The following is an 18,019-nucleotide window of genomic DNA, read 5'->3' on the forward strand; positions in this document are numbered from 1 at the left end:
CTGCTTATTCTTTTCTTCTCTCTTTTTATCCTTTTAAATGTTCACGGTATTCCAAGGGCGTCTTCCCCGTAATTCTCTTGAACACCTTGGTAAAATGTCCGGGGTTAGGATAACCTACCCGCTCCCCGATCTCATATAGCTTCATCCCGCTTTGCAGCATCACTATAGCGTTCTCTATACGACGCCGTGCTACGTATTCCACGAAGGTCTCACCCATTTCCTTGGCAAATACCTTGCTGAGATAGCTTTCACTGATGCCTGCCATCTCACTGGCAAGGGTCAGGGAGATCGGCTCGTGATAATGTTCGTCAATCCAATCCTTAACCTTGGCCGCGATCCTTGGCGTCATTTCTGTCACCAGGGATAACGGATGTACCATCTCGGCAGTCTGTCGGACCAGGTGCATGATGTAATTCTCTACCTCCGGCAGGAAATTCAACTGCTTTAACTGCGCCGCCGGGGATGGGCTTCCTGCTCCCAGATCGTTCCAATCTAGACCCCGAGCGCGCAGCAACGACCCAAGCTCCCATAGCAGAGCAAGATAAGGCTGAAGAAGCACCTCAACCGAAGCATGTCCCGACTGTTCCAGACGGACCATCCCCTCCTGAAGTTCCCTCTCCCATTCTCCACTGCCTAGCTCAAGGCTGCGAATCAATCCGGAGATATTCCACACCGGTGCGCGTTGCTCTTTCCCCATCAGCACAGGCAAGGCTTCCGAAAAGAATACTTCTCCCCCACCTCGGAAATAACGAAGCTGTGCAAGCAAATGCGCCTCCTTGTAGCGAGATTGCCAGACCTGCCAATGCGAGCAAGGCTCGGTCAGGCCAATGGACCCGCTGACGCCGACATATTGCTGCAAATGTGAAAATGTCTTATAGAACATCTCCGTCAGTCTCGTTCGGTAATGCTGTCCTTCCCCATGCTCGTCCCCCCACAGAAGTATGGCAAATTCGCCGGGAGAGAGCGGAACGATAAGCAATTGATGGCCGTAGCCTTCAATGACCTGCCGAACAGTATGCATGACAAAGCGGTCCTGCTGCTCCTGATCCTCTCCTTGCTTGGCCCGGTGAGAGGGGTCCAGCAGCAAGCAAGCGATGCATTGACGGTCACGTCCCCCCGCTTCGCTCCACCACTTAAGGAAAACAGCTTGCTCCGTGTTCTCTTCGTATTCCCCGCTAGCTTCCTCCCGGGCAAGTCCCACTACAGGAAACCCGCTTCCGTTCCCTTGGACGGCATTCATCAGCCAGGTAGCCTTCAACTTCTGCTCCTGGGAGCGCGTCTCTTCATCTCTTCGTTCCCACGCATTCATTCGCTGGCGAATGATCTCCACTGCCTTGCTGATGACCGGAGCTGCCTTGGCCTCCTCCAGATCATTCTTGATCATATAATCGGATGCCCCGTACAGGAAGGCCTCCCTGACATACTCATAGTCCGAATAGGCGCTAAGCACGATAATGACCAACTGCTCCATAAGACCGCGAGTATGGAGCTCTCGAATCAGCTCAATGCCATTCATATGAGGCATCTGCATGTCCACCAGCAGTAAGTCAATGCCGCCTTCCTCTACTCTCTTTAGAGCTTCACGGCCATGGGCGGCTTCACCTGCAATTTCACAGCCAAACCGATCCCACGGAATCAACTCACGCATGGCAATGCGTACGATAGGTTCGTCGTCAACCAGTAATACTCGAATCATCCTTCTTCCTCCTCCGGATTTTCCTTGAGCCAAGGTAACAGTAGCTCTACACGGGTTCCCTCGCCGTGTACACTAGTAATCTGAAGACCGTAGGATTCGCCATAGTTCAGACGAATGCGTTCATGTACATTTCGTAGTCCCAAGCCGCTAAAGCTCTCTTTGCTTGGCTGATGGGAAGATAACAATGAGGGCAGCTTATCAGGGGCTATCCCCATGCCATCGTCCTCGATGACGAAGCAGCAGTCATCCCCCCGCAGCTCACCCCATATATAGATGTTGCCACGCGTCTCCTTCTCGTGTAAGCCGTGCAGAATGGCATTTTCCATAATAGGTTGTAGCAGAAGCTTTAGAATATAGGCATCGTCCAGAGCAGGATCGATATCATAATGCACATCAAACAGGTCACCATAACGTGTCTTCATAATTTGCAGATATTCACCTAGCAAGCCTATTTCCTGGCCTACCGTTGAATACATTCCGCCTTTGTTCAGCGTGGAAGATAACAGTCGGGTTAACGCATCCGTCATCTTGACGATATGATCCGCCTTGGATATAGCCCCCATCAGCTTGATGGTGTTAAGAGTATTCAATAGGAAATGCGGGTTAATCTGCGATTGCAGCGCCCGGATTTCCAGCAGACGCTTCTGCGTTTCCTGATCTTTAATCTCTCCGATTAGCCGTTCCATGTTCGTATTCATCTCGTTAAAGGCTGTCCCCAATGCGTAAATTTCCAACGGGCCAGAAGGAGCTAATCTTGTCTTGAGATTACCGGTTTTGGTCTGGGACATTCCTCGGAATAAGGATAGGATCGGGTTGACGATGCTATGAGCCAGGCCGTAGGATACCAGCAGGAACACAATAAGACCCCCAACAGAAAAAATAATCATGCTCAGAAACACGGTTCTGACCTGATCGACCAGTTGTCCGTAAGGCACAACCTTGATATATTTCCAGCCCAGATCGGACGTGGTATAGATGATAAAGGATTGATTACCGTCAATGTTCTTGACATAGCTACCATGCTCGCGCTCCAAGGCCTCCCCCAAATAGAGTCGCCCGCTGATCCCTTGCTGCATGGCGGTTACATCATTGGCAGCAATGACATCACCACCGGAGCCAAGCACGTAGATATCCCCGCTATCCCCGCTGCTGGCATCGAGCCGTTCCAGAAAGTCAGAAGACCGGAAAACGAAATATATCATTTCCACGTTATAGAACAATGTGCTGTATTTAGGCGACACCGCAGCCGTAAAATAACCATCCCCCTGACCCAGACTGACTGCGCTCTCTTGCACACCGAACAGGCTTACCCGATTCTTCTGCTGCTCTGCTTCGCGATACCAGTCCATGACTTGCAGGTGAGAAAGATCGAGGTCCATATTTCTTTTATAAGCATAGGAGCCTTGATTTTTGAAGAAGAACAACACACTGACCACATCGGACGTATAGTGAAAATAATTATTCAACTGCTTGTCCAGCGATTTACGCAGCTCAAATTGACTCGCTTGGCCTTCGTTCTTATGGATCGCCGCAGAGGTCGAGATAATCTGATCATCGTTGGCGATGGCTGATACGGTATTAATCATCATTCTGGCCTTGGCGTCGAAGCTGTCCGCTTGCTGCTCAAGGGTTTGCAGGGCCTGGTTGGTCAAATTGCCCAGCATGATAGAGTTCAGGGAGCGTACCGCAAATAAAGTCACCAACAAAATCGGAATAGTAATCATCAGGAAAAAAGAAGTATTCAAAATCCGCGAAATACTCCACCTGTTTTTCTCAATATACGAAACTATAAATCTCATGCGCTGACCCCCGTATTTGAATCTATGTTCACTTGAAGTCTACGGACATTTGAAATCGCTTGCAATGTTTATTTAAAAAAAAGAAATGCCGTAACAGCCATGATATGGCTGCCCGGCATCTTCGTACACTAAGCAGGATGAAACTACAACGTTTTACGTAGATTAATAGATTTCCCCACCCAACTTCTCCACGCCATCGAAGATTTGATCTCCGTAACCCCAGAATTGGTTGAAATCAATAATAAAAATCTTCTTGTTCTTGATGGCCGACATGCTTTGTAATGCAGGGTTGTCATAAAGGTGATTTACCATCTCCTCTGTATCAGGGCCACCGCTGTAATAGGAGATGAGCAAGATATCCGGATTCGTGGAAATAAGCTGCTCCACACCAACCTCCCCCTCAGCCTCGCCAAAGCTGTTTTCCAGGTTCAAGAGACGAAGGGCATCCGCCTGGAAGGTATCGTTAGCGCCGCTATACACAGCTACAGCCCCCTTCTCGCTGCTGGAAATATAGGCGAAGCTAACCGGCTTGTCCGCAGCAGGAGCGATGGACTTTATCGTATCCACCCGCTTCCGCAAATCCTCAGCATACTTCGTAGCTCGCTCCTGAATATCAAAGATTTGTCCGATTTGCTCGATATCCTTGAATAAAGATTCCAAATCAGCCCCCTTAACGGAGGTATTCTGCACAAACGTCTTAATGCTGAGTTCATTTAAAGCATCAACCGTGCCTACTCCCCAATCCGCATCAGCAAACAAATCGCCACGGCCCAAGACCAGATCCGGGTTAGCCCCCAAGACTAACTCCTTGCCAACATAGTCCTTGGACAAGACAGGGATTTTAGCAAATTCATCGGCGATATCAGGCGCCACTTCACCGTAGAGTGCCGCTACACCCACCATCTTTTCCGTCAAGCCAAGCCGGATAAGAAGTTCCGCTGCGGGCTGCGTATTGGCCACCACCTTCTCCGGTGACTTCTCGAAGCGCTGCTCCCTCGCTGTCCATGTTCCTCCTTCGCCTGACAGGGCATGATTAACAATCGTAAGCGGATAGCTGGTTGAACTTACTCCTTCCTCACCGCCGGAGCTTGCGCTGTTGCTCCCTGCATTCTCCTGGCCTGCCAAGCTTTCTTCCGGGGAGGCTCCCGAACTGCACCCGGCAACAATCGCTAGGAATAACATCCATATAACCCCAATTGAAACTTTTCTTCTCAGTAAAACCTGCATTAATACGAACCTCCAATTCAACAAAAGTATATATGATAATGATTATCATTATCATATATACTTTAAATTCATGCCATTGTAAAGAGGGAATCACCCCTTCGCCATCAACTTATAAATCTATGATCATTAAAAAATGGCGACACGAGTTCCCTCGCGTCGCCATTCTTCTGATTCAAATCACCTTCATGAACTCATAGATTCGCGTCCAGCTTTGCCGCTCTCCAGGAGCCAGCTTCACCTCAACGAACATCTCCGGAGCCACCACATGACCATGTCCCCAGACCGCGGCCTCGGATAGCGGAAGCCTGCTCAGTTCACGTACCGTAGCTCCACTTGGCCGATGGGAAAGCTCCCACAGCCAGGACTGTTCACGCCCATCCTGTGGCTGTAGACAGAAATAGAAGTCCTCCGTCGGCTCACGATCCCAGGACACTTCATTTCCTGTAAAGCGCACGCCTTCCAGCGTTGCCGGATCATCGCTCCAGGGCTGAATAGGCTCAGGGAAGCGCAGCACATATTCCGGACCGACCTTATGACCGTCTATACCAAGAAAATTATGTGAGTATTCGTCGGTCTCAAGCGTCTTCGTCCCCGTGTTCTCTATTACATATTCCACGGTAAGTCGGCCCTCGCTAATTTCAATATGCTTCTCCATATAGGCAGCATACCCCTGGTACTCAAGCGGCAAGGTAATAAAGCTGATCCGCTTTGGCCCATGCTGTTCAACTCGGGTAGTAAAGCGCTGGCAGGCGTAGTCTCTATAAAACAAGTAACCTGTGTCGTCGGGGCGTGTAAGAAGTCCTACCCCAAGCTTCGGGAAAGCTTCCCCAGCCTTGGCTTCTTCGTACCCGATCGCCTTGCGAATTCCGAATTCACTACATAGGCCGATCCCGCCGGTTCCGCCTTCGGGGGTTAAGCTCTCCTTCACACAGAAATGATGTCCTCCTTCAGCCAGCGTAACCCCGGTAATAATACCCGATGCATCAAAGCGGACTCCCGAGTACACTTCACCCAAGCCTGCAATCTCAACCGTTAATACATCATTCTTTAGCAAATAAGCCATCTATCTTACCACCTTGTTATTCCTACACGCCAAGCGTGATTTCTATACGGTGAACAGCTTCGTCTGCTAATGCAGCAAGCTCGCTGCGCGGAATCACACAGCCTTGTCCCTGAGGTTTATAGGACAATGGCGCATTACCCAGGGCAACTCCCTTGAGCTCGTAATCTCCGTAATCCTTCCCCTGGGGATTGCGGAATACGATATGAAGCTTGCGTCCGGCAAAGCTCGTCACTACGGAGGCCTCTCCGTTAGTATCAAATTGTTCTCTTGCCAGCTTGGGCTCAATGCACAAATCGCCGTAATGACCCTTGACTCCGTAGACTTCCGTAAGCAGCGTAAGCAGCAGCCAACTCGCTGACCCCGTTAAATAAGTATACATGCCCCGGCCCCGTTCGTTAATATATTCCGGAACCCCTGGGTACATCCGGCTATTAGCGAAGTCCGTAGACAGACGATACACGGAATCCAGCACTTCCTTGCCAGCCTTGACGAATCCCCGTTTGTACAAGGCATTGGCATACATCACGGTCATATGGCTGAACATGGCACCGTTCTCCTTATGTCCAAAGGCAAAGCCAAAGGCGCGGCCCAAATTCTGCTGAATCTCTCCAAAGCGGGAATTCAGCCGATAACCAATCCGCTCATCCTTGAGATACTGGTCTACCGCGGCCGTAATGTGCCCCACCTGCTCGTCCGTTGCTACCTGACCCATAATCGGAAATACCTGTCCGGTTAACGTCATTCGTACGCCTTGCGGGTGATCCCCTTCCACCCGCTCGCCATCGTTATTGTAGTAACCGTTGAACCACTCAAGCCCAGCCTCGCTTCGAACCCATTCTTGTGTACGTAAGTGGTTGACCATCCAGTTCGCCTTCCGCTCCAAATCCTCAGCGACCTTAGCCACCTGCAATTTCAGCTTGCGCCCACTTACCAATGGAGTCACAGAATCATAATAACGGTCCAGCCGTGCCTGCTTGGCCTGAATACTATCATAGGATACCGGCTCATTCAGACTGTCCAGCAAGATCCCCATTTCCTCGGCAACCTCAATCTCCCCAATTCCGGTTGCCTGCTGTAAATGTGTCAAGAGTTTGGCCAAGTCCGCCAGGTTGCTTGCATAAAAAGCCGTAAAGGCCACGCTCTCTCCCTTAACGGGAGCCAAATCAAGGCCATCGTTCCAATCGGCCCCTTCCAGCTTAATATTTCCATGCTCCCCGACATTAAAGAATGGCACCACATTTTGTAGCAATATATGCTCCAGGATTGTCCCTTCATACACTTCCCCGTTAGCCGCAAGCAGCTTGTTGCCTTGCTCTGACGACCAGCTTTCATCCCGTTCCCGGCTGCGCTTGACGAACACATCACGGAAATAAGTCTGAGGCTGTAGCAAAAATTCGGTATCCCCACTTTGATGAATATACAGCAGGGTTGTCAGCAGCGGCCATGCCCCATGGTCCATCCAGACGCGGGGGATATTGTTCCGATCGGCGATAAATTCGCCTGGCTTACTACCGATGATCGTTGCATTGGTACCGTCAATTCGAACACCGGCATAGTTGTTGTGCAGCAGGAAGCCCACCTCGTCCGGCTCCATTACCATCAAGGCCAGACAATCCTGCCACAGATCACGCCATCCCCGGCCTCCACGGCCGTAATCATGGTACGGTAAGAAGGAGTTGCCATACAACCGACGCAATACCGGCTGCAAAGTAACCCATTTCATCCATAAATCTTGCTCCGTATCCCCGGAATGGAACGAGACTACCTCCAACTTCTCACGCCAATAGTTACGGCTTTGCTCCAGCAGTTCATCGAAGTGCTGCTCCGTCAAATACCGGGCTACAACCTGCTCTTGAGCAATCCGGTCATCGGCAATCAACATGGCTATAATGTACGAGGCCGTTTCGCCCGGCTGTAACTCTACATCCGCAAAGCGCAAAGCCCCAACTGCCTCGTATCCCTCCAAGGCAACATCAGAAGCAGCATTAGGTGGCAAGTTCGACACAACGGACTCCGGCCAATCCAATGCTCCACCTTCCCCTATGAAATCCTCAACGATAGGGAAGTAACCGATTGGCGCCGCGCCGCTGGCTTCCGCCCCCAGCACCCCGTAAGTTACTTTATTCACCCGGTGTCCTCGTTCGTCAAAGGATAAAGCCGGCTGCACCTCAATGCCGTAAGCCGAGGTATAGATCCGATGCAACAAGGAGGTAACATGTCGATGATCCCGGAGATCATCCGCTGAACGACCATAGAGCGGAATCGCTGCCGTTGGTGTCAGCCTTAGAGTCGTAGCTCCTGTGTTAGTCAACTGCACCTTCATCAATTCGACCTTATCATCCGTAACCGGAATGAAATTGACTGTCTCTGCCTTGATTCCAAGCTTCGCGTTCTCCCGCGTCACGCTATGCCATAAGAAGCCGGCTTTTAATTCGGTATGATCCTTATCCTCTGAAAATACATCTGCATTTTGTTTTGCCGAGTTGCCCCCTACAGACCAAGGGCCAAAGCCTTCGGCATAAACCCAAAAGTTCCGGGCTGCTTTGGAATTGTGCAAGTCTTCCACCGAGATAGGCTCCAGCAAAAACGTATTATGTCCGGTTGTAATCTCACCGTGCAGATTAGGGGCAACGGCTGACATCATCCCCGCTTCATTCACTAATGGGAAGTACAGATAGCTGGTAAGCTCGGGCTGCTCCAGCCTGAATTCCCCTTCCTTCCCCTCAAATTTCCAGCCCTGGTGCTTCATATTCATTTCTCCCTCTCACTCTTAATTAAATACAATCAGGATTTGACAGCTCCGGCTAATGCCCCGTCCACCAGATATTTCTGAATGAAGGTATACAGCACAATCAGCGGCGTAGCAACAATGGTAATTCCGCAGGCCAATAGCGGCCAGTTATTGCCATACTGCCCCTTGAACTCCTTTAATCCGAAAGTGATTGGATAATTGGCTTTGCTCGGCAAATACATGATAGGTCCAACAAAATCATTCCAGATTCCGATCGCCGTCAGAATAACTCCAGTCGCAATTACTGGCTTCATTAACGGGAGGATAATTTGGAACAGATAACGCAAATATCCCGACCCGTCCATTCCGGCAGCTTCATCCAGATCACGACTAATCGATTTGATGTAACCCACGAACATCATGAATACCACACCAGTACCACTTGTTTTCAAAATGATATAACCAAGCTTGGTATCGTAACCGAAGAATTCCATACTTTCCTTAAACGTCAGCATTAGCTTATACTGGGCAACCATCGGATTGGGCAGGAATTGGGATAGCAAGAAGAACAAATAGATGAAGCCACTCCATTTGACATACCCCCGCGCCACCGGGAACGCCCCCAGCACCGACACGATAATGGTAAGTACAGTAGCAACCCCGGTATAAATCACACTGTTCAGAAAATAGTTCGTAAAATTCCCTTCCGTCCAAGCGCTGATATAGTTGCTCCATTGCACCTCTTTCACGAGCCCGATCGGATTGATCAAATACTCCGGATAGGACTTGAGCGAGACATTAAGCACCAGAATAAGCGGCGCGACATACAGAACCAGTAAAACCGCAATGACAGCGTAAGATAAAATCAGAAAGGATCTGGAGTTTTTCATATTAATATTCCACCTCTCTCTTACGCATTTGCTTAACCGCAATGACTACGAAAGCAAGAATCATTAAGAACTGTATGACCGACAAGGCCGAAGGGAGACCCATCTCCAAGCTGCCGCGGAAGGTTTCCTTGTATACGTCGTAGGCCATGGTTCTGGTGTTAAAGCGACCATCCGTCGTTGCCAGAATGATATCGAAGGTCGACATCGCCCCAATAATGGAGAGCAGCATATTGACGGTAAAAGAAGGCGAAATCAGCGGAAAGGTAATATGGCGGAAGGATTGCCATTTGCTCGTCCCGTCAATATAACCCGCTTCATACAAATCCTTGGGTACCGTTTGCAAGCCAGCCAGAAAGATCAGCATAGAATAGCCCATATACATCCAGATTTGTACGAAAATGATATAGCCGAACGCATGGGTGAAGCTGGAGAAAAACATATCTTTATAGCCAAACAACCAGCCGTACAGCATGTTCACCGGACCGCTCAGCGGATCGAACATCATGCCCCAAATCAGGGCAACAACAGCGACACCCAGCACTACTGGAAGAAAAAACACAGCCCGGTAGAAGTAATCTCCCCGCAGCCTTTGGTTGATCAGTACAGCGACGAATAAAGCCACACCGTTCTGTACGATCGTTACGACAAGCATAAAGATCAATGTATTGGCAATGGAGCGCCACCGCTCTCCCGAATTTCCAGAGAAGAATAAATCATAATAATTGTCCAGACCTACAAAATGCACAGGACTCCCCGGTACGTTCTTGACGTCCGTGAAAGAATAAATAACCGTCAGCATGGACGGACCAAAATAAAAGATGACGTACAATGCTACAGGAATAAGCAATAGAAGAAAAGGAAGATAACGAGCAAAGCCTTTTCCAAATGGATACATGTCTCTCACCTCGCTGATCCAAATCAATAAATGATCGGGGCCCGTGAGTACCGGACCCCGATAACAGTATGGCCTGAATGTTTCTTTACTTATTTAGGAGCCGCAGCTTCCCATTCTTTTTGTTGTACATCAGCCAGTTCTTTTGCGGACTTGAACTCCCCGCCTGGAGCGAGATATTCGGTGTGCACGCCTTCAGCGGCAAGATGCTCCCCAACATTCTCACGGTTAATCATCATAATTTCATAAGCCAGTTCAAAATCTCCCAGGTACGGTGTCAACTCTTTATCAATAAATTCACTGTCCGTGGAGATATTGTCCTGGGTCGGAATAAATCCGGCTGCTTTTACAAATTTCGTATAGTTCTCAGGTTGTGAGAAGAATTCCAGCCATTTGAGTGCGCCCTCCTGATTCGGACCCTTCTCAGTCACATACCAGGTTACGTCGTATTTACCAACGAACGAAGCATTCTTCGCAGCGTCTTCTGTCGCTGGAAGCGGGAAGTACCCGAATTTCAAATCAGGATTTGCTGTTGCAATGGTAGGTGCATCCCAAGAGCCGTCAGCCAGCATGGCTACTTTGCCTGTAGCAAAGATAGCTGGGGCCGAAGCATAGTCGATACCCATAAATCCATCAATCATATAGTTGTCTTGCAGTGTTTTCATCTTATCCAATACTTCTACAGCCTCAGCGTCATTGTAAGCTGTCTCGCCTTTCCAAACGCCCTCGATCCACTTCTGCTGGTCGCCGCCACCCAGAATCTTGGCTTGCAAAGCAAACACTGGCAATTTCAGCGGCCACACGTCTTTACCAGCCACGCCGATCGGTGTAATGCCCTTCGCCTTCAAATCCTCACCAAGCTGAATCAGCTCACTCCAGGTTGTAGGCACGGAGAGTCCATTTTCCTCAAAAATTTCTTTATTGTAGAACAGACCAGACATCGCGACCTTTCCTGTAGGAACCGCATACACTTTACCGTTATATGTACCGGCCTTCTCAATGTCATTTGCATTCCAATTCTTAAGGAAATCTTGACCAGACAAATCAGCGATCAGACCGGAATCGATCCATTGCTGCCAATCCGGTACCTTAGCACCCGGCGTCCAATCTTGCGGAGACAAACGCATGCCTGATAGATCGGCCAGAATGTCTACATCATTAGCCGTGATTCTTGCTCTCTGAGCCTGCTTGTATTCATCATCCGGACCTGTAGTCGTATAGTCCACTTTATATTCGGGATATTTCTTCTCGAAGTCTGCGTTAATTTCTTCCATCGCTTTATTGATATTCTCTTGCTTCCAGTGAAGAATTTTAACGACCTTCTTGTCTCCGCTTGCCTTGCTGCCCCCGTCTCCTTCCGAGGCTGCGCTGCCGCCTTTATTGCCGCCCCCGCATGCCGCTAGGCTGAGTGTCAGTGCGCTGACCAAAACCAAGGCCCAAATCTTCTTCGTCATTTGCTTTTTACCCCCTACATAATTTAATGACATGACACCGCTCATCCCTTCAGCCTCCAGATTAATCTATCTAACGGATAGAGCTTCCGAAATTTTCGTAAAAAATGAAATAAACAATAATAGCATCTTCATTTTTACGAAAGCGGTTTCGTCAAACACATTATTACACCATCTTTTTAGTTTGTAAAGTTCTTTTTATACCCCCACTTAGCAAGCCAGTCCTGAAAAAATCCCTCTCGCCTTACGCTGCTTGGACGCAAGGCAATTTGAATCAAAATCATTGACGAATACCACCAGGATAGATACACTATTTACGAAAGTGTTTCGTAAATGATAAGCAACTTCTCTATTTTAAGAGATGCCTGTTATATGTTAAGGAGGCTATACCTTGTCGATGAATATTAAGAAAATCGCAGAGATGGCGGGTGTATCTGTATCCACCGTCTCCAAGATTATTAATAATTACAGTGATATTTCCGAAGGAACCCGAACGAAAGTCCTCGAAATTATGAAGCAAACAGGATATACACCTTCCAATTCAGCGAAAACTCTAGCTACCAAAAAGTCGAATTTAATTGGTGTTATTTTTGCCGGCAAGCTGAATGTAGATTTCATGCATCCTTTCTTTGTAGAGGTGCTTAACTCGTTCAAGAAGCAGATGGGCCTCTTGGGCTATGATTTGCTCTTCTTCTCGAATGAGAAATTCCGTTCCTCGGATGGGGATTATCTGGCCCGTTGCCTGCACTTTCAGGTAGATGGCTGCGTAATTATCACCGGGCAGGAGGTGGAGGAATCTATTCGCGAACTCGATCAGAGCGATATTCCCTGTATTGGCGTTGATATTCAATTAAGTGGGCAGATGTCTGGATACGTCATGTCCGACAATTATAAGATGTCTTTCAAAGTAGTCGAGCACTTTTACCTGCAGGGCCACCGTGATTTAGGATACATTGGAAGCACACTGGAGTCTGATATTTCAAATCTACGGGAACGAGGGTATACGGATGCCATCGAGAGCTTTGGACTGCCGCAAAATGATGCCTGGTTCGTGAATGGCACCAATTTCTTTGAGTCGAGTGGATACGAGGCCATGAAGCAGATGATTGAGGCCGGCCCCTTGCCAACAGCCATCTTTGCCGCCTCCGATCTGCTCGCCATAGGTGCCATGCGGGCTTTGAAGGAGCATCATCTGCAGATTCCCCAGGATGTGGCCATCATCGGCTGTGATGATATCGAAGCTTGTCAATATACACTGCCGCCGCTTACGACAATTCGTCAGAATAAAGAGAAGATTGGACGTTTGGCCGCCTCCCTGCTTTATGATTTGATCAATAACCAATCTGTGGCAAGCAATGTGGTGGTGGAGCCCGAGTTAGTCATTCGCGATTCCTGTGGAAGCAAGAGATAAGGTCATCATCTTTGAGACAGTACAAGAAAACCGTCCCGGTATAGCGGGACGGTTTTCTTGGCTTGCAAATGTATGGGTAGGTAGTATAGCGGGGTTGTTTTACAGGTCGTAGTACAGTCCGAATTCATAAGGGTGTACTCTTACGGAAACAGCTCTTGCTTCAGCACGCTTCATTTCAACGAAGTTGTCGATGAACGCCTTCGTGAATACTCCACCTTGAGTCAAGAACTCATAGTCGCTTTCCAAAGCGGTAAGTGCTTCGTCCAGCGAGCCTGGAACACTGCGAATGCCTGCTTTCTCTTCATCAGACAATTCATAGATGTTCTTATCGAATGGTCCGTAGCCCAATTTGTTAGGATCAATTTTGTTCTTGATACCATCAAGACCAGCCATCAGCATAGCCGAGAAAGCAAGGTAAGGGTTAGCTGTGGAGTCCGGTGTACGGAATTCGATACGACAGCCCTTTGGAGTTACAGCAGCTACAGGGATACGTACCGCTGCCGAACGATTACCTTTGGAATAGACCAGATTTACTGGTGCTTCGAAGCCAGGTACCAAGCGTTTAAATGAATTTGTACTTGGATTTGTGAAAGCGATGATAGCTGGTGCATGGTAGAGAATACCACCGATGTAATGCAGCGCCGTTTCACTCAGGTTAGCATAAGCACCTTTTTCGTAGAACAACGGAGTATCGCCATCAAAGATGGATTGGTGAACGTGCATCCCGCTACCATTATCGCCGAACAGCGGTTTAGGCATGAAGGTTGCTGTTTTACCAAATTGAGCAGCCGTATTATGCACGATATATTTGTATACCATCAGGTTGTCAGCCGTTTTCAACAGAGTGTCAAAACGGAAGTTGATTTCCGCTTGACCGGCTGTAGCCACCTCATGGTGATGACGTTCCACTTGAATGCCTGCTTCATCCAGCAAACGACACATTTCACTGCGAAGGTCCTGTCCTTTATCCGTTGGAGCAACCGGTACATAACCGCCTTTAACAGGCACCTTGTAGCCCAGGTTACCTCCCTCTTCCGTACGTCCCGTGTTCCAGATCGCTTCCTCGGAATCTACCGAATAGAAGGTCTTGTTCATGCCGTTCTCATAGCGAACATCGTCAAAAATGAAGAACTCGGATTCTGGTGCGAAGAAGGCAGTTGTGCCTACGCCGCTTTGTTTCAGGTATTCTTCGGCACGCACAGCCACGCTGCGCGGATCACGCTCATAACGGTCGCCGTCTGGCGTATAGATATCGCAAAACACGTTCAACGTTGGATGGGCGGTAAATGCATCAACAAACACTGTGCCGCAATCCGGCATCATCACCATGTCAGATTCCTCAATGCCCCGGAAACCCGGAATCGAAGAACCGTCAAAGGCAACCCCGTTTGTGAAAGTATCCTCATCCACTTCTTTAGCCGGAAGAGTGATATGGTGCGCTCGTCCCGATAGATCAACAAAGCGGAAATCTACCCACTCGATTTGCTTTTCTTTGATTGTTTTTAAAACGAACTCTGCTGACATAACTCTTTCCTCCCCAAATCACGAACATTAAACCCCTTTGCTGCGATTAACGTTCATCCTTTTGTTTTATTCTGTCGTCATTATAGGACCATTGGAGGTTAATCGTCAATAGCTATGTAAGGTATTTTTATTCCTCGTGTAAGGTATTGTTACACTCAGTACAAATTAAACGACAAAAAGTATAAAAGCCCACTCCCCTTAAGGAGAGTGGGCGCTCGGACTCTGAAGAAAATCCGAATTTTCATGACCAAATCTCTATGCTTAAACCTCCAGCGGAGTCTTTGGTGTATCGAACCTTTTGCCTACCAGTGGAGCCAACTTCTCCAAATCCTGCAGCAAATTGGCAAACTGATCAGGGAACAAGGACTGCACACCATCTCCGGTCATTGAATTGTCCGGATCCGTATGCATCTCTATAATCAAGCCATCCGCTCCGGCTGCTACGGAGGCCTTCGTCATAGGCTCTACCAATTCGCGCCGTCCAGTGCCATGGCTTGGGTCAGAGATAACGGGCAGATGGCTGAGGCTTTGCAATACGGGGATTGCCGATAGATCCAGTGTATTACGGGTATAAGTCTCGAACGTACGGATTCCGCGCTCACACAGCATCACATCCGGATTCCCGCCAGCCAAAATATACTCCGCCGCATTGAGGAACTCGTCATAGGTAGCGCTGAAGCCACGTTTCAGCAGCACAGGCTTGCCACAAGTCCCCAGTTTGCGCAGCAAATCGAAGTTCTGCATATTACGCGTCCCGATTTGCAGGATATCTGCGTATTCTGCACATACATCAACATACTCCGGTGTCATGACCTCAGTAATGGTCAGCAAGCCATGCTTCTTGCCTGCTTCCGCCATCATGATCAGACCCTCTACGCCAACCCCCTGGAAGCTGTACGGTCCGGTACGAGGCTTAAAGGCACCTCCACGCAAGACTTGCCCACCGGCCGCCTTGACCAGCCTGGCAATCTCATCAATCTGCTCTGGAGATTCAACCGCACAAGGTCCCCCCATCACGACCAGGTCACCACCGCCAATTTTCACATCGCCGATAGAGATGACCGTGTTCTCCGGATGAAAGTCTCGGCTGGCCAATTTATAAGATTTAGAAATTTTTATGACATTTTCAACGCCCTGCATTTGTCGCAAATGCTCAGCTAGCTTCGGTTCGATGGAGCCGATCAAGCCAATAACTGTATGATCCTTTCCTCGCGATACGTGGGTTTGCAGACCTTCCTTCTCAATGACCCCGATAATTTCTTGCACGCGCTCCTCTGGCGTTTGGTTGGAAGTAATAACGATCATCACATCTTCATCCTCTCTGTATAATATTCATCTAATAGCTAGTTTATATATCACTTTTTCACTTAGACGCTTGTTCGCTTTTAAGCTTTTATTCATTAAAGTAACTATAACGAATCTTGCCTCCTCCGTCAAGACATAAAGTCCGACTTACCAGGCGAAAAAAAAGAGGCCGGAGATCATTCTCCCGCCTCTTCTACAATCCTGCAATACTACCGTCCCACAAATTCTTGAGCCCAGTAACCATTATAATAGCCAACACCAATCAAGTTATAATTAGCATTCAATATGTTGGCACGGTGCCCTTCGCTGTTCATCCACGCCGTAACTACCTCTGACGGGCTCTTCTGTCCCATGGCGATATTTTCGCCCGCATAGCTGTAGGCAATATCGAAGCTCGTCATCATGTCAAAAGGGGAGCCATACACAGGTGAAGTGTGGCTGAAATATTGATTGTCATTCATATCCTTGGCTTTGGCCAGTGCCATTCCGTTGAGGGCCGTATCGCCCGACAATGGAGCAAGCCCTTGCTTGGCCCGCTCTTGATTAACAAGCGAGATAACCTCAGTAGCAAATTGCGATTTCTCTTCAGCCTCTGTCCCTTGCGTATTGTCTACCGGAGCAGGCGCAGGCTGATCAGGTACTTGCCCGGGAACATGGCCATTCTGCGTATCGCCATCGATCGGCTCAGCATCGTCTACGTTGTTCTCAGGTGCTTGCGGCTGTCCATAAGATATCCAGGGCATCCAGTAGTCGACATTAGCCCAAGGATTGGAGCCAAAGCTTGTGTATACCTTATAAGTGCTATATGTTTTTACCGTCTGTGTATCGTCCTTAGCCGTCGCTGAAGCCGATGCCGGCAATAGAATGGCTGCTGCCAATAAAGCTGTCGTTCCGCCCATCATCCATCTTTTCCATCGTGGGGATTGATTCATGTGGTCATCTCCTTGATTATAATTTCTGGGATGGTTACACTTTTGTAACCTTTCCTCAGAAAGCATAACATGAATGGCCACGAGATGGAGCCCCGCAAATGTTGGAAATCAGCTTTCCTTACTCTTGGCGCCTACCTTCACCGGAGGCAACAGCTTTTGCATATTTACCGTACGTACAATTTCCCAGGTTGACGCATCTTCAGGATTATATTGCTCCAGATACTGAATCACTTCCTTGGTAATCGGCGTAGGCGTAGAAGCACCAGAAGTGACAGCTACCTTGTGTACTCCTTCCAGCCATTCCCGCTTCAATTCCCCCAAGTCAGCAATCCGGTATGCCGTCACTCCAGCAATTTCCTCCGACACTTGAGCCAAGCGATTGGAGTTATTGCTCCGGGGATCTCCCACCACGATGACCAAATCGGCCTCTCCCGCTTGCTCAGCAACAGCCTGCTGGCGCACCTGTGTAGCCAGGCATATTTCATTATGAACCTCAGCACCTGGATATTTCTCCAGCAGCTTCTTCATAATGTGCTTGATATCCCACTGGCTCATCGTCGTCTGGTTCGTAATGACAAGCTTGCTAGTCGCAAGCTGCAATTCATCAATGTCCTCTTCCTTCTCAATCAGATGGACCTTGTCCGGAGCCACGCCCACCGCACCTTCCGGTTCAGGGTGGCCCTTCTTGCCGATATAGATGACCTCGTAGCCTTCAGCCACCTTCTCTTTGATCAACACATGCGTCTTCGTTACGTCCGGGCAAGTCGCGTCCACAGTGGTGAGTCCCTTCTCCCGGGCCAGCTTGCGAACCTCTGGCGAGACACCATGGGCGGTAAATATGACCGTTCCCTTCTCCACCTGGCTCAATATTTCCACCCGGTTAGGACCATCCAGCGTGATGATTCCCTCATCCTCAAACGAAGTGGTAACATGACTGTTATGCACAATCATGCCCAATATATAAATTGGCCGCGGCAGATCAAGATTTTTGGCGGCTTGCCTGGCCAGAACCATCGCATCCACAACACCATAACAATAACCACGGGGCGAAATTTTCAAGACTTCCATACTGTCATATCCCTGCTTTCTCATCCCCTG

The 18,019-nt window shown here is 48.8% G+C and carries 13 protein-coding genes; 1 reads left to right on the forward strand and 12 read right to left on the reverse strand.

The window, feature by feature from the left end; all coding sequences use genetic code 11:
- Positions 1–25: 25 nt before the first annotated feature.
- From AC1VOR_RS05420 to AC1VOR_RS05455, 8 genes are all read right to left on the reverse strand, one after another.
- Positions 26–1,696: a response regulator gene (locus AC1VOR_RS05420; protein WP_482616269.1), complete on the reverse strand. Its 1,671-nt coding sequence runs from the start codon at positions 1,694–1,696 to the stop codon at positions 26–28.
- Positions 1,693–3,441, reverse strand: coding sequence for a sensor histidine kinase (locus AC1VOR_RS05425; protein WP_482616271.1), 1,749 nt, complete (start codon positions 3,439–3,441; stop codon positions 1,693–1,695). Before AC1VOR_RS05425 ends, AC1VOR_RS05420 begins: the two co-directional genes overlap by 4 nt.
- 216 nt (positions 3,442–3,657) lie before the next feature.
- Positions 3,658–4,677: an ABC transporter substrate-binding protein gene (locus AC1VOR_RS05430; RefSeq protein WP_482616273.1), complete on the reverse strand. Its 1,020-nt coding sequence runs from the start codon at positions 4,675–4,677 to the stop codon at positions 3,658–3,660.
- Positions 4,678–4,894: 217 nt separating this feature from the next.
- Positions 4,895–5,785: a hypothetical protein gene (locus AC1VOR_RS05435; RefSeq protein ID WP_482616274.1), complete on the reverse strand. Its 891-nt coding sequence runs from the start codon at positions 5,783–5,785 to the stop codon at positions 4,895–4,897.
- 22 nt (positions 5,786–5,807) lie between these two features.
- Entirely contained in the window at positions 5,808–8,534 is a 2,727-nt protein-coding gene (locus tag AC1VOR_RS05440; protein ID WP_482616276.1) for a GH36-type glycosyl hydrolase domain-containing protein, read from the reverse strand.
- Positions 8,535–8,569: 35 nt separating this feature from the next.
- Positions 8,570–9,406 carry a carbohydrate ABC transporter permease gene (locus AC1VOR_RS05445; protein ID WP_482616278.1) on the reverse strand — a complete coding sequence of 279 codons (837 nt, stop codon included), beginning with the start codon at positions 9,404–9,406 and terminating at the stop codon, positions 8,570–8,572.
- Between the two features lies 1 nt (position 9,407).
- Positions 9,408–10,301, reverse strand: coding sequence for a carbohydrate ABC transporter permease (locus AC1VOR_RS05450; RefSeq protein ID WP_482616280.1), 894 nt, complete (start codon positions 10,299–10,301; stop codon positions 9,408–9,410).
- Between the two features lie 89 nt (positions 10,302–10,390).
- Positions 10,391–11,752 carry an ABC transporter substrate-binding protein gene (locus tag AC1VOR_RS05455; RefSeq protein ID WP_059051839.1) on the reverse strand — a complete coding sequence of 454 codons (1,362 nt, stop codon included), beginning with the start codon at positions 11,750–11,752 and terminating at the stop codon, positions 10,391–10,393.
- A gap of 394 nt (positions 11,753–12,146) precedes the next feature.
- On the opposite strand from AC1VOR_RS05455, the gene AC1VOR_RS05460 reads away from it, so the two are divergent.
- Positions 12,147–13,160, forward strand: coding sequence for a LacI family DNA-binding transcriptional regulator (locus tag AC1VOR_RS05460; RefSeq protein WP_482616282.1), 1,014 nt, complete (start codon positions 12,147–12,149; stop codon positions 13,158–13,160).
- A gap of 99 nt (positions 13,161–13,259) precedes the next feature.
- Here AC1VOR_RS05460 and glnA read toward each other — a convergent pair whose 3' ends face one another.
- The 4 genes from glnA to AC1VOR_RS05480 all read right to left on the reverse strand — a co-directional run bounded on the left by glnA (position 13,260) and on the right by AC1VOR_RS05480 (position 17,989).
- Positions 13,260–14,684 (reverse strand): type I glutamate--ammonia ligase, encoded by a 1,425-nt coding sequence (gene glnA, locus AC1VOR_RS05465; protein ID WP_482616284.1) that lies wholly within the window; start codon positions 14,682–14,684, stop codon positions 13,260–13,262.
- Between the two features lie 261 nt (positions 14,685–14,945).
- A complete protein-coding gene (gene aroF, locus AC1VOR_RS05470) occupies positions 14,946–15,989 on the reverse strand; it encodes a 3-deoxy-7-phosphoheptulonate synthase (RefSeq protein ID WP_482616285.1) in 1,044 nt (347 codons plus the stop codon).
- 209 nt (positions 15,990–16,198) lie between these two features.
- A complete protein-coding gene (locus AC1VOR_RS05475; protein WP_482616286.1) occupies positions 16,199–16,921 on the reverse strand; it encodes a CAP domain-containing protein in 723 nt (240 codons plus the stop codon).
- 108 nt (positions 16,922–17,029) lie between these two features.
- Positions 17,030–17,989, reverse strand: a complete 960-nt coding sequence (locus AC1VOR_RS05480; protein ID WP_059051837.1) for a 4-hydroxy-3-methylbut-2-enyl diphosphate reductase — start codon at positions 17,987–17,989, stop codon at positions 17,030–17,032.
- Positions 17,990–18,019 lie beyond the last annotated feature (30 nt).

This window comes from Paenibacillus sp. 1SOY10, assembly GCF_056836745.1.